This window comes from Proluteimonas luteida (genome assembly GCF_021191695.1).
GTDB classification, from domain to species: domain Bacteria; phylum Pseudomonadota; class Gammaproteobacteria; order Xanthomonadales; family Xanthomonadaceae; genus Luteimonas; species Luteimonas luteida.
Genome location: NZ_JAIWPT010000006.1, coordinates 138,135 through 161,207, shown reverse-complemented (window position 1 = coordinate 161,207; position 23,073 = coordinate 138,135). Strand labels below are relative to the sequence as shown.

The 23,073-nt window shown below is 72.2% G+C and carries 22 protein-coding genes; 14 read left to right on the top strand and 8 right to left on the bottom strand.

From position 1 onward, the window contains the following. Window positions 1–268 precede the first annotated feature (268 nt). From LDO26_RS07370 to LDO26_RS07355, 4 genes are read right to left on the bottom strand one after another with little or no spacing between them, the layout of a single operon-like run. On the bottom strand, window positions 269–2,212 hold the full coding sequence (locus tag LDO26_RS07370) for a phospholipase D family protein (RefSeq protein ID WP_232130438.1): 1,944 nt from the start codon (window positions 2,210–2,212) through the stop codon (window positions 269–271). After that, window positions 2,212–2,808, bottom strand: a complete 597-nt coding sequence (locus tag LDO26_RS07365) for a YceI family protein (RefSeq protein ID WP_232130437.1) — start codon at window positions 2,806–2,808, stop codon at window positions 2,212–2,214. The genes LDO26_RS07370 and LDO26_RS07365 overlap by 1 nt, the downstream gene beginning before the upstream one ends. Before the next feature lie 47 nt (window positions 2,809–2,855). Continuing rightward, window positions 2,856–3,332 carry a SixA phosphatase family protein gene (locus LDO26_RS07360; RefSeq protein WP_232130436.1) on the bottom strand — a complete coding sequence of 159 codons (477 nt, stop codon included), beginning with the start codon at window positions 3,330–3,332 and terminating at the stop codon, window positions 2,856–2,858. 49 nt (window positions 3,333–3,381) lie between these two features. Beyond that, window positions 3,382–4,014, bottom strand: coding sequence for a nucleotide-binding protein (locus LDO26_RS07355; RefSeq protein ID WP_232130435.1), 633 nt, complete (start codon window positions 4,012–4,014; stop codon window positions 3,382–3,384). A gap of 128 nt (window positions 4,015–4,142) precedes the next feature. On the opposite strand from LDO26_RS07355, the gene LDO26_RS07350 reads away from it, so the two are divergent. The 14 genes from LDO26_RS07350 (at window position 4,143) to LDO26_RS07285 (ending at window position 18,167) form a co-directional block, all read left to right on the top strand. After that, a complete protein-coding gene (locus LDO26_RS07350; protein WP_232130434.1) occupies window positions 4,143–5,627 on the top strand; it encodes an AAA family ATPase in 1,485 nt (494 codons plus the stop codon). Window positions 5,628–5,892: 265 nt separating this feature from the next. Then, complete coding sequence (locus LDO26_RS07345) at window positions 5,893–6,318, top strand: roadblock/LC7 domain-containing protein (protein WP_232130433.1); 426 nt, start codon at window positions 5,893–5,895, stop codon at window positions 6,316–6,318. A 95-nt stretch (window positions 6,319–6,413) separates the two neighbouring features. Further along, window positions 6,414–6,770 carry a roadblock/LC7 domain-containing protein gene (locus LDO26_RS07340; RefSeq protein ID WP_232130432.1) on the top strand — a complete coding sequence of 119 codons (357 nt, stop codon included), beginning with the start codon at window positions 6,414–6,416 and terminating at the stop codon, window positions 6,768–6,770. 81 nt (window positions 6,771–6,851) lie between these two features. After that, window positions 6,852–7,775, top strand: a complete 924-nt coding sequence (locus tag LDO26_RS07335) for a hypothetical protein (protein WP_232130431.1) — start codon at window positions 6,852–6,854, stop codon at window positions 7,773–7,775. Window positions 7,776–7,818: 43 nt separating this feature from the next. After that, complete coding sequence (locus tag LDO26_RS07330) at window positions 7,819–8,346, top strand: GTP-binding protein (RefSeq protein ID WP_232130430.1); 528 nt, start codon at window positions 7,819–7,821, stop codon at window positions 8,344–8,346. 4 nt (window positions 8,347–8,350) lie between these two features. Beyond that, the gene (locus tag LDO26_RS07325; protein ID WP_232130429.1) at window positions 8,351–9,280 is read left to right on the top strand and encodes a hypothetical protein; all 930 of its coding nucleotides are present in this window, start codon (window positions 8,351–8,353) and stop codon (window positions 9,278–9,280) included. Window position 9,281: 1 nt separating this feature from the next. After that, window positions 9,282–10,157, top strand: a complete 876-nt coding sequence (locus tag LDO26_RS07320; protein ID WP_232130428.1) for an arginase family protein — start codon at window positions 9,282–9,284, stop codon at window positions 10,155–10,157. A 291-nt stretch (window positions 10,158–10,448) separates the two neighbouring features. Beyond that, window positions 10,449–10,841, top strand: coding sequence for a BlaI/MecI/CopY family transcriptional regulator (locus LDO26_RS07315; protein ID WP_232130427.1), 393 nt, complete (start codon window positions 10,449–10,451; stop codon window positions 10,839–10,841). Window positions 10,842–10,844: 3 nt separating this feature from the next. After that, a complete protein-coding gene (locus LDO26_RS07310; protein ID WP_232130426.1) occupies window positions 10,845–12,743 on the top strand; it encodes a M56 family metallopeptidase in 1,899 nt (632 codons plus the stop codon). 167 nt (window positions 12,744–12,910) lie between these two features. Beyond that, window positions 12,911–13,600 (top strand): ABC transporter ATP-binding protein, encoded by a 690-nt coding sequence (locus LDO26_RS07305; protein WP_232130425.1) that lies wholly within the window; start codon window positions 12,911–12,913, stop codon window positions 13,598–13,600. After that, the gene (locus tag LDO26_RS07300) at window positions 13,584–14,582 is read left to right on the top strand and encodes an HlyD family secretion protein (RefSeq protein ID WP_232130424.1); all 999 of its coding nucleotides are present in this window, start codon (window positions 13,584–13,586) and stop codon (window positions 14,580–14,582) included. Before LDO26_RS07305 ends, LDO26_RS07300 begins: the two co-directional genes overlap by 17 nt. Further along, on the top strand, window positions 14,579–15,577 hold the full coding sequence (locus tag LDO26_RS07295; protein ID WP_232130423.1) for an HlyD family secretion protein: 999 nt from the start codon (window positions 14,579–14,581) through the stop codon (window positions 15,575–15,577). The genes LDO26_RS07300 and LDO26_RS07295 overlap by 4 nt, the downstream gene beginning before the upstream one ends. Before the next feature lie 65 nt (window positions 15,578–15,642). After that, window positions 15,643–16,920, top strand: coding sequence for an efflux RND transporter periplasmic adaptor subunit (locus tag LDO26_RS07290; RefSeq protein WP_232130422.1), 1,278 nt, complete (start codon window positions 15,643–15,645; stop codon window positions 16,918–16,920). After that, entirely contained in the window at window positions 16,917–18,167 is a 1,251-nt protein-coding gene (locus LDO26_RS07285; protein ID WP_232130421.1) for an ABC transporter permease, read from the top strand. The genes LDO26_RS07290 and LDO26_RS07285 overlap by 4 nt, the downstream gene beginning before the upstream one ends. 54 nt (window positions 18,168–18,221) lie before the next feature. Here the strand turns inward: LDO26_RS07285 and LDO26_RS07280 are convergent, their stop codons facing one another. From LDO26_RS07280 to LDO26_RS07265, 4 genes are all read right to left on the bottom strand, one after another. Further along, window positions 18,222–19,034: a hypothetical protein gene (locus LDO26_RS07280; protein WP_232130420.1), complete on the bottom strand. Its 813-nt coding sequence runs from the start codon at window positions 19,032–19,034 to the stop codon at window positions 18,222–18,224. Between the two features lie 166 nt (window positions 19,035–19,200). Continuing rightward, window positions 19,201–20,259 (bottom strand): hypothetical protein, encoded by a 1,059-nt coding sequence (locus LDO26_RS07275; RefSeq protein ID WP_232130419.1) that lies wholly within the window; start codon window positions 20,257–20,259, stop codon window positions 19,201–19,203. A gap of 63 nt (window positions 20,260–20,322) precedes the next feature. Next, a complete protein-coding gene (ggt, locus tag LDO26_RS07270; RefSeq protein WP_232130418.1) occupies window positions 20,323–22,053 on the bottom strand; it encodes a gamma-glutamyltransferase in 1,731 nt (576 codons plus the stop codon). Between the two features lie 166 nt (window positions 22,054–22,219). Next, window positions 22,220–22,927, bottom strand: coding sequence for a helix-turn-helix domain-containing protein (locus LDO26_RS07265; RefSeq protein ID WP_232130417.1), 708 nt, complete (start codon window positions 22,925–22,927; stop codon window positions 22,220–22,222). Window positions 22,928–23,073 lie beyond the last annotated feature (146 nt).

Sequence of the window (23,073 nt, the reverse complement as noted above, 5' to 3'; positions counted from 1 at the left end):
AGACAGCCTCGGCCGTGCAGGGCCGGCCTGCGCAGGATCGGCGCGACCCTCTTCCCCTGCCCCCGGAGAAGGCCGGTTTTTCTGGGTTTCCTAGGATTCCTCGAGCGTAGGTCGGGGCAACGCCCCCGACGCCAGGACGCCGGTCAGACCGCTTCGGGCAGATGCCCGGCGGCATCTCGCGACCGGCCGCCGCGTCGCACGCGTCGGCCGCATGGGCCGACCTGCGCAGGATCGGCGCGGCCGTCTTCCCCGGACGTTGGAGAAACAGCTAGAGGATCGGCACCAGCCCGGCGCCGAAGGCGGTGAAGATCCGGGTCAGCAGGCTGCGCCAGCCGATGCTGACCTCGGGGAAGTCGCCGACCGGCGTGTAGCACTGGCGGAAGCCGGGATCGTCCGGCGGCAGCGGCGCCGGGCAGTCGGGGCCCGGCACGAACTCATAGCTGGTGGCGTAGCGGGTCGGCCACAGGTCGAACACCGGCAGCCGCTCGGACATCTTGGCCATCGAGTAGTCGACGCCCGGCAGGATGACCGGGCGGTCGCGCCGGGCGATGGTCCAGGCGTTCTCCGGGGCGATGTCGCGGCGGATGCTGGTGGCGAGCTGGGCGGCGAAGTCCGGGTCGTGCACGACGATCGCGCTTTCGGTGTTGAGGTTGTCGCCGCGCGGATCGAAGTTGTGGGTACCGACCACGCCGACGCGGTCGTCGATGACCATCGACTTGGCGTGCAGGCCGATGCGCACGCCGGCGCGCTGCAGCGGCACCCGGCGGTTGACGCCGATGCCGGCGTAGCGCAGCGCCGAATACTCGCGGGTCAGCGGCGGCGCGGTCGGCGGACGCGCCGCCAGCGCCTCGTCGCGCGTGGTCGCCACGCCGTTGCCGGGCGCGTCGAGATTGACGCTGCCGTCGGTATTCCACGAGATGCCGACCGCGCCGGTCAGCTCCAGGTCGATCGGCGCGTCGGTCGGGAACGGCTTGTACTCGTAGATGTGGAAGCCGAAGTCGCGCAGGTGGCGGCGCTTGTACTTGTACGACAGCGCGTAGGTGATGAACGAGTCGGTCGCGGCGAGGCTGTTGGTCGAGACGATCACCTGCGGCGGCTCGGGCCGCGCGCGCATGTCCGCGAACATCTGCTCGGCCGGTTTCGACAGCACCAGGTACGGCGTCTGCAGCAGCAGCTCGCGCTCGGTCGACTCGATCAGCTCGCGCAGCCGCGGCGTGGCCGTCGAGGCCGCGGCCGCGTATTCGGGATCGCGCCGGTGCTTGCCCGGCAGGTCGGCGATGAACTCGATCTCGCCGACCTCGACCGCGGCGTCGACCAGCCGCTGCCGTATCAGCGCGCCGTCGCTGGCGTCGGCCGACACCGCGGCCACGCGCGTCGGCCGCGCGTAGTCCCGGAACGACACCTCCGGCACGCCGTGGCGCAGCAGGTGCCGGCCGACATCGGCCAGTTGCTCAACCGGGCGGCTCAGCGGCGCGTGCCAGAACGCGATGAAGTTCTCCTCCATCTCCAGCACCGCCGGACCGGCGATCAGCACGTCGCGGTCGCGGAAATTGAAACTGGCATTCCAGTCGAAGTAGTCGTCCTGGTAGTTGCGTCCGCCGGTAATGCCGACCAGGCCGTCGACCAGCAGCACCTTGCCGTGCATGCGCTGGTTGAGCCGGCGCCAGCAGCAGGCCGCGGCCAGCGCGTACTGCGGATAGCTGATGCGCGCGCGGCCGAGCAGCGGGTTGTAGATGCGCAGCTCGAAGTTGGTGTGCGCGCCGGCCAGCGCCGACAGCGTCTCGACGGTACGCAGCGCCGACAGCTGGTCGACCAGCACGCGGACCTGCACGCCGCGCCGGGCCGCGGCCAGCAGCTCCTCGAGCACCAGGTGCCCGGAATCGTCCTCGTCGAAGATGTAGGTCTGCAGGTCGATCGTGCGCTGCGCGCCGCGGATCAGGTCCAGACGCGCCAGCAGGGCGTCCTGGCCGTAGTCGAGCAGCAGCGCGTGGTGGCGCGGTGCGTCCGGCGCACTGGCGGCGAACGCCTGCTCGCCGAGTTCGCGCAGCGGCGACGGCGTGGCGCAGGCGTCGGCGCGTTCGCAGACCAGTTCGGTCGAACGCGCGGCGACGGCGATGTGGGCCGCGGCCTCGCGCTTGCCCTGCGGCAGCGTGGTGCAGGCCGAGCCCGCCAGTGCGACGACCAGCACCAGCGCCCGCAACATCCCGTGCATCAGTCCGGATCCGCCGCCGCGCGGATGCGCAGGGTGAAGCGCACCTCGTCGGACAGGGCGTAGGACCAGCGGTCCATCGCGTAGCGGCTGCGGCGCACGTTGCCCTGGCCGACCACGTCGCAGTCCAGCGCCGGCCGCACGCACTCGGACGCCGCGATCGTGAACGTCTCGCGCTGGCGCACGCCGCGGATGCTCAGCACCCCGGCCATCTCGCCGCCGTCGCGGGCCAGCGTGCCCGGGTAGGGATCGGACACGAACAGCATTTCGGGATAGCGCTCGGCATCGAAGAAGCCGGGGCCGCGGGTGATGCGGGTGAAGTTGCGCGAGCCGCTGATCTCGACCTCGCGCGTGGGCAGCAGCAGCCGCACCTGGTGGCGGCCGTCGTCGAGCACGACGATCTCGCCGTGCCAGGACGGGAAGTGGCCCTCGAGGGTCTGGCCCCAGCGCGTCTTCAGGGTGAAGCCGATCTGCGACAGCGCGGTGTCCAGCGCGATCCGGCTGCTCGCGCCCGACGATCCCGCGGCCAGCAGGGCCAGGGCGACCACGGCGATGCGCAGGCCGGGTCGCGGGCGCCACGGGGTTCGTGCCAGCGGCATGGGCGGTCGCGAAGGCCGGAACGACGGGCGCCGGTGCGGTGCCGCCGTTACGGCCACCAGAACGCCGACAGGTCGGCGCTGCCGGGCTCGATCGTGGCCCCGTCGCGCAGGGTCAGCACGGCGATGCCGGCCGGCGGCATGCCGCGATAGTCGCCGGACTGGCCGCTGTGCATCAGCGCGGCCAGCCGTTCCAGGCCGGGATTGTGGCCGACCAGCAGCAGCCGGCCGACCTCGCGGTGGTCGTCGGCCAGCGCGGCCAGGGTGCCGGAGGTCGCCTCGTAGATGCGTTCGTCGAGCCGCTGGTCGACATAGCCGACGATGCCCAGCACCGCCTCCAGCGTCTCGCGCGTGCGCCGCGCCGGCGAACACAGCACGCAGTCGGGTACCAGCCCCTTGTCGCGCAGCCAGCGGCCGGCGCTTTCCGCCTCGGCCAGGCCCTCTGCCGACAGCGGCCGATCCAGGTCGGACTGTCCGGGCAGCGCGGGATCGGCGTGGGCGTGGCGGAGCAGGATCAGTTCGCGCATGGGATCGGGCGTACCTGGCAGGAGCGGGATGACGCGGTCGGCCGGCGGATCACTTCTTCAGCCACCTCAGCAGCGGCTTCCAGTCTTCCTGATGATCGCGGACCTGGGCCGAATGGTAGTCGAACAGGCTCTTGCCCAGCCCCACCAGCATCACATAGGCCTGGCTGTCGCGCAGTTGCGCGACCACCGGGTAGGGCCACTGCTCGAGCAGCGCGACCGCCTGCTGCGAGGCGTTGGTCCACGGCCGCAGGCGGTTGGCGACCAGCCCGACGCGGACCTGGCCGCGGCGGACGCGCTCGGCCTTGGCCAGCGAATTGAGGAAGCCGACGGTGGCGTCGATGTCCAGCGCCGACGGCAGCACCGGCACCACCACCGCTTCGGCATGTTCGAGCCAGGCCTCGAGATCGTCGGCCATCGCCCCGGCGGCGGCATCGACGACCACGCGGGTGGTGTCCTCGGGGATCGACTTCCAGGCCTTGCGCTGGCGGGCGCTGCCGTCGAGCGGCAGCACCGCGCTGTCGAGGCCGGCGCGGCGCTCGGCCCAGCGCGTCGACGAGCCCTGCGGGTCGGCGTCGATCAACACCGTGGACTCGCCCGCCAGGGCCGCCTGCGCCGCCAGATGGGTCGCGATCGTGGTCTTGCCGACACCGCCCTTGGAACTGGCCACCAGCACCGTCTTCATCGAAGTCTCCAGCGTCCACGCCAGGGGCCGAGCGTACACCGCCCCCGTCCGGGCCGCGACCGCGGCCGCCGACGCGGGCCGGCTGCCGTTTACCATCGGCATCCCGCCCCATCGATCGGCAAGCGCCCATGAGCGAACTGCAGGACCTGGCCGCGCTGATCCGCGCCAACACGCCGCTGCTGGTGGTCGAGACGCCGGACGAACCGCGCGTGGTCGAGCTGTTCCGGCAGTCGCTGCTGCAGGTCTGGCGCGCGCTGTACCGCTGGACCATCACCGAGGGCCTGCGCCGGCTCGACCTCGACGGCGAGGAGGCGACCGATGTCGCGCCCGACGCCAGCAACACCCTGGCCGCGATCCGCGACGCGGACCAGCGCGGCATCTACCTGCTGCTCGATTTCCACCCCTACCTCGGCTATGCCGGCACCCAGCGCCAGCTGCGCGACCTGGTGCAGCGGCGCAACAGCCTGCCGCACGTGATCGTGCTGGTCGGCCACAAGGTGGAGCTGCCGGACGACCTGGAGGCGCTGGCGGTGCGCTTCCGCCCGCGCCTGCCCGGCCCCGATGCGCTGCTGAAGGTGGTCCGCGACGAGGCCGCGGCCTACCAGCAGGAGAACGGCGGGCGCCGGGTCGAGGCCGATGCCGACGCGGTCCGCCAGATCGTCCGCAACCTGCAGGGCCTGTCGCTGGGCGATGCGCGGCGCATCGCGCGCCAGCTGATCCATGCCGACGGCGTGCTGTGCCGGGACGACCTGCCGGCGCTGGCGAAGCTGAAGTTCGAACTGCTCAACAAGAGCGGCCACCTGCACTACGAGTACGACACCGCGCAGTTCGCCGATGTCGCCGGTGCGCGGCGGCTCAAGCGCTGGGTCGAGCAGCGCCGGCGGGTGTTCGTCGATGGCGACGCCCCGCCCGGCCTCGACCCGCCCAAGGGCGTGCTGCTGCTCGGCGTGCAGGGCTGCGGCAAGTCGGCGCTGGCCAAGTCGATCGCCGGGGCCCTGGGCGTGCCGCTGGTGCGGCTGGACTTCGGCACGCTCTACGACAAGTACCACGGCGAGACCGAGCGCAACCTGCGCGAGGCGATCGCCTCGACCGAGCAGCTGGCGCCGTGCGTGCTGTGGATCGACGAGATCGAGAAGGGCCTGGCCTCGAGCGGCGACAGCGACGGCGGCGTCTCGCGGCGGGTGCTCGGCTTCCTGCTGACGTGGATGGCCGAACGCAGATCGAAGGTGTTCCTGGTCGCGACCGCGAACCAGGTCCACGAACTGCCGCCGGAACTGCTGCGCAAGGGCCGGTTCGACGAGATCTTCTTCGTCGACCTGCCCGATGCCGACACCCGCGCCGACGTGTTCCGGCTGCACCTCGCCCGCCGCGGGCTCGACCCCGCGGACTTCGATGTCGCCGCGCTGGCGGCCGCCGCCGACGGCTTCTCCGGTGCCGAGATCGAACAGGCCATCGTCGCCGGCCTGTACGCCGCGCACGCGGCGGAGGTTCCGCTGGGCGACTTCCTGCTGCGTGCCGAACTGCGCCAGACCCGGCCGCTGTCGGTGCTGATGCGCGAACAGGTCGATGCGCTGCGCGCCTGGGCGCGCGAGCGGACGGTGCCGGCGGACTGACCGCCCGGGCCTTCCACGGTACCCGGGACGAAGGTGACACCCCGCGTCACGTGACACGTCACTTCGCGCCCTTCGGGCCTGAAAGCCGGCCTCCGCCGTCGGCGAGACCGGGCACCGGTCGCGGCGATCTCCCGGGTTGCATCCTCGACCGTGCAGTTGCCGCGATGGCTGACACATGACGCGATCCGGAAGCGTGATGTCTGGCACAACTTGGCACGAAAGTTGCGCACTGGGATCCATCCCCTTTTCCGCATCAAGAATTTACATGTCTCCCGCAACCCTGTGCGTCGCCACCCAAGCTTCCCCCGCCGTCCAGCCCTGCCGCGCGGTACTGCAGGCGCTGGTGGCGTCGGCGTCCGGCATCCTCGGCGCCGTCGTCGCGACCGTCGACGGCCGGGCATTCGCCGATGCGGGCCACGCGAACCACGAGTTCGACCCGGCCCGAGTCGCCGCCATTTCCAGTTCGCTGCTGGCGCTGTCGGAGTCCTTCAGCCGCGAGACCCTGCAATGCCAGGCCCAGCACACCAGCATCGCCACCGCACGCGGCGCGATCGTGGTCGTGCGCGTGCCGTCGCGCACCCGCGCGCATGCGCTATGCCTGTGGGCCGACAGTTCCGAGAACTTCGCGATGACCCTGCGTTTCGCGCTCGACACTGCCGCGCGCGTGGCCGAAGTACTCGACGCGGCGTAGCCCGCGGTACCCGCCATCGTCTTCCATCCCCTGGCATCGGCGGGGTCCAGCCGTGCACCCAAACCCACCTCCCAACCCGAAAGAAGGATTCTGAAATGGCAAAGATCTCCCTTGAGCCGCTGCGCGATCTCGACGGCTACGTGGCCTCGGCCCTGGTCGATTCGGAAAGCGGCATGCTGCTGGCTGGCGACGGCAGCGCGGTCAACCTCGAAGTGGCCGCCGCGGGCAACACCGAAGTGCTGCGCGCCAAGCGCAAGGTCGCCAATGCGCTCAAGCTCAACGACACCATCGAGGACATCCTGATCAGCCTGACCAAGCAGTACCACCTGCTGCGTCCGCTGGAATCGAACCAGAAGCTGTTCCTGTACGTCGTGCTCGACCGCTCCAAGTCCAACCTCGCGATGGCGCGCCACGAACTGCGCACCTTCGAGAAGACCCTCGACTTCTCGTAATCCGTCCGCGACCGGGTCGCGCGGCGCGTTCCAGGCGGACGCACCGCGCGACTCTTTTCTTTTCCCTTCCCGGGATGTTGCATGCTCTTCGATATCCGAACGGCGGCGCTCGACGACCTGGTCGAACAACGGATCCGGCTGGCCGCCTCCCTGCTCGGCGCGTACAAGCTGCGCGCACGCGTCAGTCCCTGGGATGGCACGCGCTGCCACCTGCTGGTCGCGCCGATCGGCGATGCCTACGGTCGCCAGGCGCTGTCGCGCGCGCTCGACCGGCACACGCCGGTGATCGCGCTGGGCGAATCCGGCGGCGACCTACCGGTCGAGGCCACCAGCCCCAATACCCCGGCTGCGGCGCTGGCCAAGCGCATGCACGAGCTGCTGGCCGCGCGCACGCCGCATGCGGCCGACGCCAGCGACGAGACGACCCAACCGGCGATCTGCCGGCTGGCGATGCCGCCGTTACGCGGCAAGGCAATCAATGCACGCTGCGACGGCCGCACGCTGCTGCTGCGTCCCGACCTGGGCAGGGTCTATGCGGCCAGCCATTCGGACCTGCTGGCCGCCGCCGACAGCCTGTCGGGCGCGGACTGGGAGATGGAGGTCGTCGAGCATCCCGAGAGCACTGCGGGCCTGGTGTCCAACAGCATCGAAGCGTTCCTGATGCGCACCGCATACCGGGCCAGCGACCGCCTGCCCGACTTTCCCGAGGGCCGCTATCGCCTCGAAACCTGGCCGGACCTGGGCATCCTGCCCTCGCTGGTGGGCGCGCTGCAGATCGCCAAGCTGCTGATCGGCAAGCCGATGACGGTCAGGGAGCTGGCGCAGGCCGACTACCACAACGCCGATGCGCGCGAACTCAACGCCTGCCTGTGGGCGTTCGCCGCCGCCGACCTGCTGCTGGACACCGAGCCCAGGCGGCCAACGGTCGCGTTTCCTTCGCGGCAGAAACGGGTGCAGCCCGGACTCTGGTCCAGCATCGCGCGCCGTTTCGGCCTCAAGCGTTGATAATCCCGCCCCTCCTCCAACGACCCGATCCGAGGAAATCCCGTTGCAACACCAAGGTTTGAAGCTCGTTCTGGCGGGCCCCGTCGGCGCAGGCAAATCCACCTCACTGGCCGCGTTGTCGGACATCGCGCCCGTATCCACCGAGATGCCGCTCAGCGACGGCCCGATGGGCGAGAAGACCACGACCACGGTCGCGCTCGACTTCGCCGCCATCGTGCTCGACGACGGCACCCCGCTGCAGATGTTCGGCCTGCCGGGCCAGGAGCACTTCTCGCACATGCGCGGCATCGTCATGAACGGCGCGCTGGGCGTGATCCTGCTGCTGCGCGGCGATGCGCCCGACATCGCCGCCGACTGCGCGCACTGGGTGTCGGCGGTGTTCGAGATCGACCCGGAGATGGCGGTCGTCATCGGCATCACCCGCACCGACCTGGCGGCGGATTTCCACATGAACGACGTGCGCCGCGCGCTCGCCGGGCGCCTGCCGCCGATCCCGGTGTTCACCATCGACGCCCGCGACCGCGAGCAGGTCACCCAGCTGGTCCGCGCGCTGCTGCTGCTGATCGAATGACCCCATGACGCATGAACTCGTCGCCGCGTTCGACGCCTGCGGCCTGCCGCTGCGCAGCAGCCTGCGCGACATGCTCGACGAACACCCGACCCATCAGACCGAACGCCGCGGCTGCGGCCTGACCCAGGCCACGCGGCTGCTGGCGGAGCGCATCAACCAGCCACGCGACCCGCGCGACACCGCCGACCTGGCGCTGTTCGCCGACTGGCCGCTGCGCGCGACCGCCACGGTCGCCGCGCGCAGCCTGGCGGCGGGTTGGGCGGGCGGCTGGCGCCAGCTGGCCGACGCGCCCGCCGACGTCGTCGCCGCCGTGGCCGGCATGGAAGGCGCCGATGCGCTGCTGTCGCTGCAGCAACGGCTGGCCGCGGTCGCCGCGCGCCTCGCCCACGGCGAAAGCCGGCTGCTGCTGGCGATGATCGACGACCTGCTGGCCTGCCGCGCGCCGCCGCATCCGTCGCTGCCGGGGATGACGGCCAAGCCGGAGATCGGCAGCTGCTCGCAGGCCGAGGAATTCTTCCTGGAGATCGCCCACGGCAAGATCCGCCGTGGCGGCCGGGTCAACATCCTGGTCGACGACGCGGGGCGCCCGGTGCTGGTGGAGAAGATCAGCCTCGGCGAGTCGCATTCGGCACTGCTGCTGCGCCCGGTCGCGATCCGCGACGTCGCCATCCCGGCGGGCGGGCTGCTGGCACTGCGCCACCAGGACGACGCGCGCGCGATCGCCGGCCACCCGCACGGCGACATCCTGCCGCTGACGGCGCTGGCCGAGGCGCGCTTCCTGCGCCTGACCACGTTCGCGGTGCCGCCGGCCGACCGCGAGCGCGCCTTCAGCACCCAGTTCCGCCGCCAGGTGCTGGGCAACATGCTGTCGCCGCGGACGACCACGCTCGACGACCTGCACCGCTACGCCGGCGGCCGCCTGCAGGCGGCCTGACATGCGCATCCCGGCCTACTTCAGCGCCGCCTACGCCCCGGACGAGGTGCCGCTGCTGGCGCGGCTGGGGACCACCCGCGACCGCCTGCAACGGCTGGGGCTGGTGGACCTGCACGAGGCGGCACCGCTGGACCCGGCCGCGCTGGACGGCCTGCACGACGCCGCCTACCTACAGGCATTCCTGGCCGGCATCGAGCCGATGGCCTCGCGCCAGGGCATCCGCTGGAGTCCGCGGGTGCGCGACGCGACGCTGGCGATGCTGGGCGGGCAGTTGCAGGCCGCGCAGCACGCGATCGAGCGTGGCGGCATCGCGATGAACATCGCCCGCGGCTTCCACCACGCCCATCCGGCGGCGGGCAGCGGCTTCTGCCCGGTCAACGGCCTGGCGTTGCTGGCGCATGCGATGCCCGGGCGGCGGATCCTGGTCATCGACTGCGACGAGCACGGCGGCAACGGCACCGAGGAGTTCGCCGCGCGCCTGCCCAACCTGCATGCGGTGTCGATCTTCGGCACCCGTTTCGGCTGCCGCGGCGGCGTGCGCTCGTGGGCGCACCACATCACCCGCGAACAGGGCTTCCCCGCGTACCTGGACGCACTGCGCCAGGCCGCGTCGCTGGTGCTGCAGGTCACACCTGACCTGCTGGTCTACCAGGCCGGCGCCGACTGCCACCGCGACGATCCCAAGAGCCAGCTCCGGCTCAGCACCACGGAGATGTTCCAGCGCGACCTGGCGGTGTTCCGGCTGGCCCGACGCCGCCGCATCCCGCTGCTGTTCGTGGTCGCCGGGGGCTACCAGTCGGCCGACCGGGTCGCCTATCTCAACAGCAACACCGTACGCGCCGCGCGCCACGCGTGGCAGGAGCCGATCGCGCCGTAGAGCGCTTCGGCCGCGTTTCCGCCGACGGCGGGCCTCGACAACGGGAACCGGCACATCCTGCATGCGCTGGTGCAGAGCGTTGCCCGGCACGCAGGTCGGGGCCACGCCCCCGACAGGGGATGCGCAGCGGCGGCAAGAGACCGGAAACGGCCCCGTCAGGCGCGTAGGCCCGACCTACATGCGGTCGACGGCGTCGCATGCGCGCCGCACCCTGCCATCGGTCATGCTTGACTACACCTGTCGCCATCGCCTAGCGTAGCGACACATGTAGTCAACCCGGAGCACGCCATCATGGCGAACAGGAACAGGAGCATCGGCGACCAGGAGCTGGCCCTGCTGCAGTCGATCGGCCAGCTGGGCGAGGCGTCGGTCGGCGAGGTCGCCGCCGGTTTCGGCGAGGCGCGCGGGCTGGCCCGCTCGACGGTACTGACGATGATGGAGCGCCTGCGTGCCAAGGGCTATCTGCAGCGGCGCCGGGTCGACGGCCTGTACCGCTACGCCGCGACCGCCGGCGAGGACGACGTGGTGCAGGGCGCGGTGGCGGCGTTCGTGGAGAAGACGCTGCAGGGCTCGGTGAGCCCGTTCGTCGCGTTCATGGCGCGGCGCGGCGAGGTCAGCGACGACGAGCTGGCCGAACTCGAGGCGCTGGTCGCGCGCCTGCAGTCGCAGCGCGCGGAGGACTGAGCCATGGACATGCTGATCGCCTGGTGGCTCGAACGGCTGGCCGCCGCCAGTCTGCAGGCGGCCGTGCTCGCGGCCGTGGTCTGGGGCCTGTGCCGGCTGCTGCCGCGGATGCCGGCCGCGACCCAGTGCTGGCTGTGGTGGCTGGTCGGCCTGCAGGCGCTGCTCGGCCTGTGCGTCGGGCCGGTGGAACTGCCGTGGCTCCCGGCGCCGCCGGTGCAGATGGTGGCGCCGGCGATGCCGGTGGCGGCCGCGGCGATGCCCGTCGATGGACTGCCTGCCCCCGGCACCGTCGCCGGCGCCGGCGCATCGGCGATGGCGTGGCCGCCGCTGCTCGCCGCGCTGTGGGCGGCCGGCGTGCTGGTCATGGCCTGGAGCACGCTGCGCGGCTGGCAGGCCACGCGCGCGTTGCTGCGCGATACGCGGCCCTGCAGCGACGTCTCGCTGGTCCAGGCGCTGGCGCTGGCGGGCGAGGCCCACGGACTGCGCCGGGTACCGGCGCTGCGCCTGTCGACCCGGATCGACTCCCCGCAACTGCTCGGCAGCCTGCGTCCGACGCTGCTGCTCCCGGCATCCGCACCGCTGGCCGGCGACGAGCTCGACATGGCATTGACCCATGAGCTGGTGCACCTGCGCCGCGGCGACCTGCGCTGGGGCTGGATCCCGGCACTGGCCCGGCACCTGTTCTTCTTCCACCCGCTGGTGCACCTGGCGGTGCGCGAGTACGGCATCGCCCGCGAGGCGGCCTGCGATGCCGCGGTGATCGCCGGCGACCGTCGCTGCCGGCACGACTACGGCCGCCTGCTGGTGCGCCTGGGCGTCGCCCCGCACCGGCCGGCCTGCCTCGCCAGCGCCTCGCCGACCTTCCTGAGCCTGAAGCGGAGACTGACCATGCTGCAGAACACCGACACCTCCCCGCGCCTCGGCGCCGCCGTGCTGCTGTTCGCGATCGCCGCCGCCGGCGTGCTGCCGTTGCGGTTGGTCGCGGCGGCACCCGCCGTCCCCGCAGCAGCTGTTGAGCCTGCCGTCCCCAGCCCGCCATCGGCACCTGATGCGGCAGCTCCACCGGCAGTCCCCGAGGCATCCGCCGCGCCGGAAACGCCCGCCTCGCCCGCGGCTGCACCGACGTCCGCCGCTCCTGCCGCCGCGCCCGCACCCACTGCCCCGACCGCGCCCGCAGTCCGCACCGAACTGCTGAGCGCCGCCGAGCACGCCGACATCGCCGCGGCCGCGGACGAAGCGGCGCAGGCTGGCGAGACCTTCACTGTGGCGCCCGGCGTCGTGACCCGCGCTTCCGGGGCCACCACCGTGATCTCCGACCGGATCCATGTCTCACGTTCGCCCGCTGGGCACGCCTATATCCGCACCCTCGGCGGCAACAGCGTGGTGATGCGCGGGTCGGGCAGCGATCTGACCGATGCCCTGTCCAGTGCCAACGGCCAGTCGGTGCTGTGGTTCCGCCGTGACGACGACCGCTACCTGATCCGCGACGCCGCCATCCTGCAGCGCTTCGACGCGCTGTTCGCGCCGGTCACCCGGCTCGGCGACGAGCAAGGCGGGCTCGGCGAACAACAGGGGCGCCTCGGCGAGCAGCAGGCCCGGCTCGGCCGGGAACAGGGCGAGCTTGGCCAGCGCCAGGCGCGGCTTGCGCTGGCCGCGGCGCAGCGCGCGCTCGACGGGACGCCCGACGCACCGGCCACGCAGCGCCGGGAGCAGACGGAAATCGCGGCACGCCAGCAGGCGCTCGCCGAGCGCCAGCGCGAACTCGGCCGGCAGCAGGCCGAACTGGGGCGCCGCCAGGGCACGCTCGGCGAACGCCAGGCCGAGGCGATGCGTCAGGTCGACACCCGTGTGCAGCGACTGTTCGACGAGGCGCTGGCGGACGGCCGCGCGCAGCGGCTCTGACCACGCAGCCGGACTCGACGGTCCCAGCGCCTTTCCCGACCCGGTCTCGCCGGGACGCGTGACGGCATGTCACCATCATGGCCGGGCAGGGAGCCATCGGCCGGTGGAGGGGTCCATCGCAGGCAGAGACAGCCACGGCACAGGGATGACATGGGAAACAGCGACGGATGATCGAACTGCAGGACGTGCATCGCCGCTACGCGATGAGTGGACAGACGGTACACGCGCTGGCGGGCGTCGACCTGCGCATCGATGCCGGCGAGTTCGTCGCCATCACCGGCCAGTCGGGGTCAGGCAAGTCGAGCCTGCTCAACATCCTCGGCTGCCTCGACCATCCGACCAGCGGGCACTACCTGATCGAGGGCCGCGACGCGGCGACGCTCGACGACGAGGCCGGCAGCGACCTGCGCAACCGGCGCATCGGCTTCGTGTTCCAGAGCTTCCACCTGCTGCCGCGGCTGACGGTGCTGGAGAACGTGCTGCTGCCACTGCGCTTCCATCGCGACCCGCCCGCCGACGCGCACGCGCGCGCCGACATGCTGCTCGAACGCGTGGGCCTGTCGCAGCGCCGCGACCACCGGCCGGGCGAGCTGTCCGGTGGGCAGATGCAGCGCGCGGCGATCGCGCGCGCGCTGCTGCTGCAGCCGGCGCTGCTGCTGGCCGACGAGCCGACCGGCAACCTCGACTCGAAGAGCGCCGCCGACGTGCTGGCGCTGATCGACGAAGTGCACCGCGACGGCCAGACCGTGGTCCTGGTCACCCACGACGCGGACATCGCCGCGCACGCGCCGCGCCAGGTGCGGCTGCGCGACGGCCGGATCGAACACGACGGACCGACGCATGCCGCCACCCATTGACCGCCGCCGTGCCGGCCTGCCCCTCGCCTGCCTGCTGGCCGCCTGCCTGGCGGCCGCCGCACCCGCATCGGCGGTGGTGCTGACCGGCGAGGTCCGCGTGGTCGACGCGCAGCAGCTCATCACCCCGCAGTCGAACATGTCGCCGGTGACCATCCGCTATTTCGTGCCCGAAGGCCAGGCGGTCAAGGCCGGCGACGTGGTGCTGCGCATCGATCCCGGCCAGTCGGCGACGCAGATCCCCGAGCTGGAGGCGCAGATCGAACAGACCGAGGCGCGGATCGCCAAGGAGCTGGCCGAACTCGAGGTCAAGGCGGTCGAGGCGGAACTGGCGGTGGTCGACATCGAGGCCGAACTGGCCGCCGCGAAGCTGGATGCATCGATCCCGGCGGCACTGATCCCGGCGCTCGACCACGACCGCCATCAGGGCGAACTGGACCGTGCGACGCGCGAGACCACGCTCAAGCAGCGCGAGCTGGCCAGCGCGCGCGAGGCGGTGCAGCGGCGGCGCGAGGACGGACGCCTGGAGGTCGAGAAGCTGGTCGTGCAGCGCGACTACCACGCCGCGCTGGTGCGCACCGCCGAGGTCAGGGCCGACCGCGACGGCATCGTCATCCACGGCTTCAACAACAACTGGATCGGCGGCCGCATCGACGAGGGCGCGACGACGATGCCCGGCAGCAAGGCCGGCGAGGTGGTAAGCGGCGGCGCGATGCAGGTGCGCGCCTGGGCGCTGGAACCGGACCGGCGCGGCCTGCGCACCGGCCAGGCCGTGCAGCTGAGCTTCGACGCGCTGCCCGGCCGGCGCGTCGACGGCACCATCCGCGCGATCGCCGGCGCCCCGGAGTCGCGCAGCGAATGGGGAACGGGCCGCTACTTCACCATCGACATCGACTTCGACGGCAAGGACCTGGCGCTGCTGCCGGGCATGAGCGTGCGCGTCGTCACGGCCCCGCCCGCGGCCACCGCCGGAGCGGCGCGATGAACCCGCGCGTGCGCGCCGTGCGGCCGGCCGTGCTGCTCGCCGCGCTGCTCGCGCTGGCGCTGCCGCCGGCCGGTGCGCAGCGGGCGATCCTGCGCATCGACGGCGAGGTCTATGCCCGGCGCACCGCAGCGCTGATGCCGCCGTCGGTCGATCGCCTGTGGCAGTTCAACATCACCCAGCTGGCGGCCGACGGCGCGCCGGTCGCCGAGGGCGATGTCGTGGTCGCGTTCGACAGCAGCGAGATCGCACGCCAGCTCGGCCAGAAGCAGAGCGAGCTGGAAGCCAAGCGGCGCGAGCTGGAGAAGCTCGACCTCGACCTGGCCGAGCGCGAACGCACCGCGCAGCTGGCCACCGCGCAGGCGCGCGCCGAACTGGACAAGGCGCAGCGCAAGACCGAACAGCCGCGCGAGCTGATCGCCGCGCTCGAGTACGGCAAGCTGGTCGAGGAACGCCGCCGCGCCGAACGCCGCGCGGTGCTGGCCGAGCGCCGCGAGCGCCTGGCTGCCGAGCAGCGCCGCCAGGAGCGGCGGCTGACGGTTTCCGAACTCGGCCAGCTGCAGGCCGACGTGACCCGGCTGCAGCAGTCGCTGGCCGCGCTCAACCTGCCGGCGCCGCGCGCCGGGGTGATGATGCACCGGAGCAACTGGAACAACGAGAAGTTCGATGTCGGCTCGCAGGTCTGGCGCGGGCAGACGGTGGCCGAGATTCCCGACACCACGACGCTGGCGGTGCGCGCCGAACTGCCCGAGCGCGAGCTGCAGCGGGTCGCGGTCGGCGCGCCTGCGCGGATCGTCGTCGAGGGCGGCGGCGGCAGCGTGCACCTGGGCAAGGTCGGCGCGATCGGCCGCGCGGTGCGCAGCAAGTCGCAGGTGCAGCCGATCCCGGTGCTGGACCTGGAGATCGCGCTCGACGACCCGGCCGCGCGGCTGCGCCCCGGACAGTCGGTGCGGGTCGAGCTGGCGGTCGCCGGCGATACGCGCGGGGCCGCGGAGTGAGGCGCCATGGATCCCGCCCCGTCGGCAGCGCGGATGCAGGATGGACCGCGCGCCGGCGGGTACCGATGCTGGCGGTCGCGCTGCTGCTCGCCGGCTGCGGCGAGGCGCCGTTGCCGGCGGCCACCGAGACCGTGGCCGAAGCCGAGCTGGTGCTCAGCGTGCGCGGCGAGGGCGAGCTGCGCTCGGCCAGACCGACCCCGCTCACCATTCCCGGCCGCAACTGGTCGTCGCGCCGGCTCGACTGGATGCTGCCCGAAGGCAGCCTGGTCAAGCGCGGCGAACTGCTGGCGCGGTTCTCCTCGCCCGAGGGCGAACAGCAGCTGGCGCAGGCGCTGATCGAACTGCAGCGCAATGCGCTGGCGCGCGCGGCCAAGGAAGGCGAGCTGGGCACCGCGCTCGGCCGGGTCGACGTCGACCTGTCGCAGGTCGCGGTGCAGCTGGGCATCGCCCGCCGCTACGCCGATGCCGACCTGTCGGCGATCGCCCGCAACCAGGTGCTCGACGCGGTCGAGGACGCACGCTTCCTCGAGACCCGCCAGGACGTGCTGACCTGGCAGCGCGGCCAGTCCGACGTGCGCGGCGGCGCCGAGCTGGCGGTGCTCGACGCCCAGCGCGCGACCCACGACCTCAACGCGACGAGCCGGCAGCAGGACCTCGACGCGCTGGAACTGCGCGCGCCCAACGACGGCATCCTGCTGCTGACCGCCAACTGGTCCGGCGACAAGCCGATGGTCGGCAGCACCCTGTACGCCGGCGCCGAGTACGGCAACCTGCCCGACACCTCGGCGATGGAGGTCGAGATCGACCTGCCGCAGATCGAGGCGCAGGGGCTGCAGGCCGGCATGGCGGTGGAACTGCATCCGCTGGGGCGCCCGGACCAGACCGTCGCCAGCACGCTGTCGTGGGTGGCCAGCGCGGCGACGGTGAAAAGCCGCGAGAGCCCGGTGCGCTACATCTCGGTGCGCGCGCCGGTGCCGGCCGAGGCCATCGCCGAGTTCGGACTGGTGCCCGGCCAGCGTTTCGCCGCGCGGGTGTTCCTGCTGCGCGAACCGGCGCTGAGCGTGGCCAACGTCGCGGTGCAGTCGCGCGAGGGACGGCACTACGTCCAGCTGCGGCGCGGGCGCGACTTCGAAGAACGTGCGGTCGAACTGGGCGTGCGCGGCAGTGCGCGCTCGCAGGTGCTGTCGGGCCTGGCCGCCGGCGACGCGGTGCTGCTGTCGCCGGGCGGCGATCCGCCGAGCCTGCTGCGCCCCGGCGGCGATCCCGACGCACCGATGGAGACCGGCATGGAGGCCGACGATGCCGACGCGGCCGATGCCACGATCACGGAGGCCGCGCCATGACCTGGCTGCTGTCGCGGCTGCCGGCGATCTGGCGCGAGGCCGTCGAGGAACTGTGGCGCCGGCGCCTGCGCACCCTGCTGACCCTGCTGGGGCTGATCTTCGGCGTCGGCGCGATCGTCGCGATGCAGGCGGTCGGCGAGGGCAGCCGCCGCGAGGCGCTGCGGCTGGTCGAGGGCCTGGGCCTGCACAACCTGATCGCAGAGGCGCGCCCGCAGGACGAGGCCACGCTGAAGGAGACCCGCGCGCGCAGCCTCGGGCTGTCGGTCGCCGATGCCGAGGCGGCGCTGGCGGTGGTGCCCGGCGCCGAGCGCTTCGCCGCGGAGAAGCGCATCCGCACCCACTCGGTGTTCAGCGACCACGGGCGCAGCGACGCGCAGGCCAGCGGCGTCGGCGCCGACTGGTTCCCGCTGTCGTCGCTGCAGCTGGCGCGGGGCCGCGCGCTGGGCGCGGACGACGACGCCACGCTGGCCGCGGTCGCGGTGCTCGGCCACCAAGCCGCGGCCGACCTGTTCCCGGGTGGCGACGCGGTCGGCGGACTGGTCAAGGTCAACCACGTGTGGCTGGAGGTCGTCGGCGTGCTGGCCGACCGCGACCTCGGCCGCGACAGCTTCGAGGGCGTGCAGCTGGGCGGCGAGAGCAACCGCATCTACGTCCCGCTGGCCAGCGCGCAGGCGCGCTTCCGCTTCCAGCCGCAGGAGGACGGGATCGACCGCTTCCTGCTGCGGCTCGACGACCCGCGCAAGCTCGCGGCCGGCGCCGGGGTGCTGGCGGCGGTGCTCGACCGGCGCCACGCCGGCGTCGCCGACTACCAGCTGGTGGTGCCGCAGCAGCTGTTCCAGCAGCACCAGCAGACCCAACGCATCTTCCAGGTGGTGATGGGCGCGATCGCCGGGGTCAGCCTGCTGGTCGGCGGCATCGGCATCATGAACATCATGCTGGCCAACGTGCTGGAGCGGCGCCGCGAGATCGGCCTGCTGCGCGCGCTGGGCGCGCGCCGCCGCGACGTCGTCGCCCAGTTCCTGCGCGAGACCAGCGTGATCTGCGTGACCGGCGCGCTACTGGGCCTGCTGTTCGGCGCGGTGCTGGCCTACCTGATCGCGACGTTCGCCGACTGGCAGGTGGCGTGGGCGCCGCTGCCGATCCTGCTGTCGGCGGCATTCTGCGCGCTGGTGGGCCTGGCGTTCGGCGTCTATCCCGCGCGCCAGGCCGCGCAGCTCGATCCGATCGCGGCGCTGCGCCAGGAGTGAGCGCGCAGGAGTGGACCTGGCGCCCGGCGACCACCGCCGCCGGGCCGGGCACGGTCAGCGCGTTTCGGTGATCGTCAGCGTGTAGCTGCCGCTGTTGCCCAAATGCCCGACGTAGATCTCGTACTCGCCGGGACGGAAGGTATCGACGACCGCGGCATCGAGCGCGCCACCGCTGTCGTCGTCGCACAGCACCTTGCCCGGGCCCTTGATGACCAGGCTGGAGTCGGTGGTGCTGTCGACCGAGATCCGCAGCGCCACCGTCGAGGTGATGGTCAGCCGGTGGTCGGGGCTGCTGTCGATCTGCCCGGTGCAGTGCGCGCCGTAGCGGCTGGCATCGACCTGTCCCCCGGTCTGGCCGTGCCCGGTCTGCGGGTCGGGGGTGAAGCCGGCGCCGAGGGTGAAGTTGCCGTACTGGCCGGCGCTCGAAGCGCCGCCGCCCAGGTTCTCGGTGATCGACAGGGTGTAGCTGCCTGCGCGCTCGACATGGCCGACGTAGACCGCGTAATCGCCGGGCGTCAGCCGCGCATCGAGCTGCGCGTCGAGCTGCGTACCGCCGTCGTCGTCGCAGAACACGCCCGCCGGTCCGACCACGACCAGGGTCGAATCGGTGGTGCTGGCAGTCGACAAGCGCACGTCGACGGTGCCGGTGACGCGGATCGTGTGGTCGGGGCTGCTGTGGATCGCGCCCGCGCACTGCGGGCCGAACCGCGAGGCCTGGGTAGCGCCGCCGGTGGTGCCGGTCGCGCGCAGCGGATCGGGGGTGAACCCCGGGCCGATGGTGAGCGTGTTCTGCGCGTCGGCGCCGGCACTGGCGCACGCGAGGATCGCCGCGGCCAGCAGGCCATGGCGCGGATTGCGGACTTGCATCGGTATCTCCCCCTGTCGCCCGGCGTCCCCTGACACCGGCGCGATGCAAGTGTGGACGCGCGATCGGCGCCGGATCAAGCGCTGGCCCGGTCGGGCCTCGCCGTGGCATGCCGCGCCCTCGCACGCGCCGTCGCTGCAGCGCGCGGCATGCGGGCGGCCGACGCGATCAGTCGCGCGGCGGCTGCCAGCCCGCAGGCGGTGTCGACGGCACGCCGGCCTCCTGCAGCGCGCGCTCGACCAGGTCCAGTTCGCTGCGGATCGACGGGTCGGCGAGCAGGCGTGCATATTGCGCGGCGCCGTCGCGCGGCAGCTGCGCCGATGCACGTCCCCACTCGAGCATCTGCCAGTCCTGCGTGCGCCGGCGGGCCTGCGCGTCGGCGCGTTCGGCGGCGCTGGCCGCGGTGCGCTCGAGCAGCGCCACTCCGATCATCCGGCCGAGCTGGGTATCCGACGCATCCGCCATCAGCCGCGCGACATGCCGGCATTCGCGCAGGCGCGCCGGGTTGGCGCGGGTCGCTTCCGGTGCGCAGCCCTCGACCAGCGTCTGCAGGGCGGGGATCGCCACGGCGCTCCAGATCGCCGTCGCCGAGATCGCCGCGTGTTCGGCGGCGTCGTAGTCGCCATCCCCGGCGAAGGCCGCGCGCTCGGCGGCGGTCGGCGACTGCCGCAGCAGCGCCGACTGCATCCAGCGCACCTGCGGCAGCATCTGCAGGTCGAAACGCTGCGCGCTGCGCGCATCGGCGAGCAGCGCATCGATGCCGCCGCCCCGGAACAGCAGCGGCGCGAGGTTCTGCGGATCGGCCGCGAGCCAGCGCTGCGCCGCGCGCACACGGCGCCGGGTCGACGCGGCGTCGTTGCCCTGCACCAGCAAGACGTTGGCCAGCACGTCGTCGCCGGCCTTCTGCGCGGCGGCCTCGCGCCATGCCTCGACCTGCGGGTCCGGCGGCACCGCGGTCGACGGTGCATCGCCGGCCGCCGGCGCCGCGTCGCCCTGCAAGGTGAGGCTGCGCAGGGTCGCGGCGAACGCGAGTTCACGCGGCTGGCCGCTGGCCGCCAGCGCGCCGGCGCTGCGCTGCAGATAGCCGGCCCAGGCGGCATCCGCCGCTTCGTCGGCGGCACGGGTGGCGGGCGCGTCGACATCGTCGAAACCCGCGTACGGCGCCTGCGCCTGCGCGGCCGGAATCAGCAACCCGGCGACCAGCGCCGCCAACAGCATGTGTCGCATGCGGGTGTTCCTTGTCCATGAGCATCGAGCATGCAGCATAGCGGCCGCCCGGATCCCCAACGATCAGTAACCGGCCGCCTGCCCGTCCTTGCGCGACTCGCTGGCCCCGGTCCAGCCGCCATGCGGGTTGACCATGATCGCCTGGTAGCCGCCATAGGGGCCGTCGGCGAAGCGCACCGAGTGGCCCTTGCGCATCAGCGCGCGCACGGTCTCGTAGGGAAAACCGGTCTCGAGTTCGATGCGGCCGCCATCGGTCATCGCGGTGTTCTGCCCCGTGGGCTCGGTCGAGCCGTCGTGCTGGATGCGCGGCGCGTCGCCGGCCTCCTGCAGGTTCATGCCGAAGTCGATCATGTTGATCAGGATCTGCACGTGGCCCTGCGGCTGCATCGCCCCGCCCATCACGCCGAAGCTCAGCCACGGCGCGCCGTCCCTGGTCGCGAACGCGGGGATGATGGTGTGGAACGGGCGCTTGCCCGGCGCGTAGCCGTTGGGATGGTCCTCGCGCAGCACGAACTGCTCGCCGCGGTCCTGCAGGATGAAGCCCAGCCCCGGCGGCGCCATGCCGCTGCCCATGCCGCGGTAGTTGGACTGGATCAGCGAGACCATCATGCCGTCGGCGTCCGCGGTGGTCAGGTAGATCGTGTCGCCCTCGTCGAGCTGCGCCGGCGTGCCCGGCTGCACCTCGCGCAGCGCGCGGTCCATCGAGATCAGCTGGCCGCGCTCCCGCGCGTAGTCCTTGGAGATCAGCTTCGCGACCGGCGCGGGATGGAAGTCGGGGTCGGCATACCAGCGCGCGCGGTCGGCAAAGGCCAGCTTCTTGGCCTCGGTGAACAGGTGCACGTGCTCGGGGCTGCCGAAACCGTAGGCCGCGAGGTCGTAGGGTTCGAGCAGGTTGAGGATCTGCAGCGCGGCGATGCCCTGCCCGCTGGGCGGCAGTTCCCAGACGTCGACGCCGCGGTAGCGGGTCGACACCGGCTCGACCCAGTTGCCGGTGTGCGCGGCCAGGTCCTCGTACGACAGGAAGCCGTCGTTGGCGGCGAAGTAGTCGCCGATCGTGCGCGCGATGTCGCCCTTGTAGAACGCATCGCGGCCGCCGTCGGCGATCGCCTGCAGCGTATTGGCGAGATTCGGGTTCTTCCAGGTCTCGCCGTTGCGCGGCGCGCGGCCGTCGATCGTGAACTGCTCGGAAAAGCCCGGCCACTGCGACAGCCTCGGCACCGAACGGTCCCAGTAGTAGGCGATGACCTCGTGCACCGGATGGCCGTCGCGTGCATAGCGGATCGTCGGCGCGAGGTTGTCGGCCATCGCGCGCTTGCCGAAGCGGCCGTGCAGCGCGAACCAGCCGTCGACCGCGCCGGGCACCGTCACCGGCAGTGGGCCGTGCGAGGGGATGTCGGTCAGGCCGCGGCGCTGGAACTCGGCCAGGGTCAGCGACTGCGGCGAACGGCCCGAGCCGTCGTAGCCGTACAGCCGCTTCGTCTTCGGATCCCAGACGATCGCGAACAGATCGCCGCCGATGCCGTTGCCGGTCGGTTCCATCAGCCCGAGCGCGGCATTGGCGGCGATCGCCGCATCGACCGCGCTGCCGCCGGCCTTCATCGTGTCCAGCGCGATCTGCGTCGCCAGCGGATGCGAGGTCGCCGCCATCGCCTGCGGCGCATGGACCTCGCTGCGGGTCGCGAACGTCTGGCCGGTGATGCGGTCGGCGGCCAGCGCGGACGCGCCCGGCAGCGCGACCAGCAGCAGGAGGGAAAGCAGGCGGCGGGCGCTGGCGCCCGGGGCGGATCGAGGCATCGGGATTCCCGGTTCTGGTCAGGCGCACACGATACCGCCCGCCAGGCCGGCAGGACGCACCGGCACGCCGAAGCGCCGGGACGGCACGTCGAGATCGGCAACGCGTCGATCCCGAAGCAAGCCGGAATCCCCGGTTCCCGGTTCGGCCCCGGGTGCGCCGCGACCGCTATTTCTTCGCCGGCTTCTTCGCCGCGCGCCTGGCGGGCTTCGCAACCGGCGCCTTGAGTCGTGTGGTCTTGCCCTGCACTGCGTGCTCGTCGCCGTGCAGCGTGAGCAGCGATTCCATCAACTGCTCGTCTGCGCTCGAGCAGACCCCGAGCAGCAGCACCTCGTCGCAGCCCTCGGCGGCGATGTACGCATGCCCCATGTTCGAGTCGATGTACACCGACTCGCCGGTCTCCAGCACCATCGGGTCGTAGAACTCGGTGTGCACCTCCATGCGGCCCTCGAGGACGTGGATGTACTCCTCGCCGGAGTGGCGCACCAGCTCGCCGAACGCCTCGATGCTCTTGGCGCGCACGCGGGTGAGCACCGGGATCATGCGCTTGCGGCGCAGTTCCGGGCACAGGTAGTAGTAGTCGTAGTTGGGCGTGGTGACCCGGATCGCGTCCTCGATCCGGCCGATGCTGCGGCGCGCGGTGACCGGTGGTTCGGGCGCCTCGTCCTGTTCGGCGAACAGCTCGGACATGCGCAGTTGCAGGCGCTGGCTGAGCTGCAGCAGCTTGTCGTAGGTGAGCGTCAGCCGGTCGTGCTCGACCTTCGACAGGGTCGACAGCGGGATGCCGGAGTGTTCGCTCATCTGCTTGAGCGTCCAGCCCTTGCGCGCACGCAGCGAGCGCAGCAGGCCGCCGATGGTGGGGTGTTGCACTGTCATCCTTGGGTCCGTTCCTGTTTTCTGTGCGGGATCATCTTTCTGTGCGGGATCATCATCGCCCCAGCAGGCGATCGGTGGAAAGGGCGCATTGGCCTGCGCGGCGGCGCGCCAGGCGACCCGCCAGGGCCTTCGGCATGGTTGACAAT

Excerpts from the sequence above, each read along its gene's own strand:
- LDO26_RS07310 (WP_232130426.1), top strand. The coding sequence starts at position 10,845 with ATGGACATGCTGATCGCCTGGTGGCTCGAACGGCTGGCCGCCGCCAGT.
- LDO26_RS07290 (WP_232130422.1), top strand. The coding sequence starts at position 15,643 with ATGCTGGCGGTCGCGCTGCTGCTCGCCGGCTGCGGCGAGGCGCCGTTG.
- LDO26_RS07340 (WP_232130432.1), top strand. The coding sequence starts at position 6,414 with ATGGCAAAGATCTCCCTTGAGCCGCTGCGCGATCTCGACGGCTACGTG.
- LDO26_RS07295 (WP_232130423.1), top strand. The coding sequence starts at position 14,579 with ATGAACCCGCGCGTGCGCGCCGTGCGGCCGGCCGTGCTGCTCGCCGCG.
- LDO26_RS07265 (WP_232130417.1), bottom strand. The coding sequence starts at position 22,927 with ATGACAGTGCAACACCCCACCATCGGCGGCCTGCTGCGCTCGCTGCGT.
- LDO26_RS07320 (WP_232130428.1), top strand. The coding sequence starts at position 9,282 with ATGCGCATCCCGGCCTACTTCAGCGCCGCCTACGCCCCGGACGAGGTG.
- LDO26_RS07350 (WP_232130434.1), top strand. The coding sequence starts at position 4,143 with ATGAGCGAACTGCAGGACCTGGCCGCGCTGATCCGCGCCAACACGCCG.
- LDO26_RS07345 (WP_232130433.1), top strand. The coding sequence starts at position 5,893 with ATGTCTCCCGCAACCCTGTGCGTCGCCACCCAAGCTTCCCCCGCCGTC.
- ggt (WP_232130418.1), bottom strand. The coding sequence starts at position 22,053 with ATGCCTCGATCCGCCCCGGGCGCCAGCGCCCGCCGCCTGCTTTCCCTC.
- LDO26_RS07370 (WP_232130438.1), bottom strand. The coding sequence starts at position 2,212 with ATGCACGGGATGTTGCGGGCGCTGGTGCTGGTCGTCGCACTGGCGGGC.
- LDO26_RS07365 (WP_232130437.1), bottom strand. The coding sequence starts at position 2,808 with ATGCCGCTGGCACGAACCCCGTGGCGCCCGCGACCCGGCCTGCGCATC.
- LDO26_RS07360 (WP_232130436.1), bottom strand. The coding sequence starts at position 3,332 with ATGCGCGAACTGATCCTGCTCCGCCACGCCCACGCCGATCCCGCGCTG.
- LDO26_RS07280 (WP_232130420.1), bottom strand. The coding sequence starts at position 19,034 with ATGCAAGTCCGCAATCCGCGCCATGGCCTGCTGGCCGCGGCGATCCTC.
- LDO26_RS07305 (WP_232130425.1), top strand. The coding sequence starts at position 12,911 with ATGATCGAACTGCAGGACGTGCATCGCCGCTACGCGATGAGTGGACAG.
- LDO26_RS07325 (WP_232130429.1), top strand. The coding sequence starts at position 8,351 with ATGACGCATGAACTCGTCGCCGCGTTCGACGCCTGCGGCCTGCCGCTG.
- LDO26_RS07315 (WP_232130427.1), top strand. The coding sequence starts at position 10,449 with ATGGCGAACAGGAACAGGAGCATCGGCGACCAGGAGCTGGCCCTGCTG.
- LDO26_RS07285 (WP_232130421.1), top strand. The coding sequence starts at position 16,917 with ATGACCTGGCTGCTGTCGCGGCTGCCGGCGATCTGGCGCGAGGCCGTC.
- LDO26_RS07300 (WP_232130424.1), top strand. The coding sequence starts at position 13,584 with ATGCCGCCACCCATTGACCGCCGCCGTGCCGGCCTGCCCCTCGCCTGC.
- LDO26_RS07275 (WP_232130419.1), bottom strand. The coding sequence starts at position 20,259 with ATGCGACACATGCTGTTGGCGGCGCTGGTCGCCGGGTTGCTGATTCCG.
- LDO26_RS07335 (WP_232130431.1), top strand. The coding sequence starts at position 6,852 with ATGCTCTTCGATATCCGAACGGCGGCGCTCGACGACCTGGTCGAACAA.
- LDO26_RS07355 (WP_232130435.1), bottom strand. The coding sequence starts at position 4,014 with ATGAAGACGGTGCTGGTGGCCAGTTCCAAGGGCGGTGTCGGCAAGACC.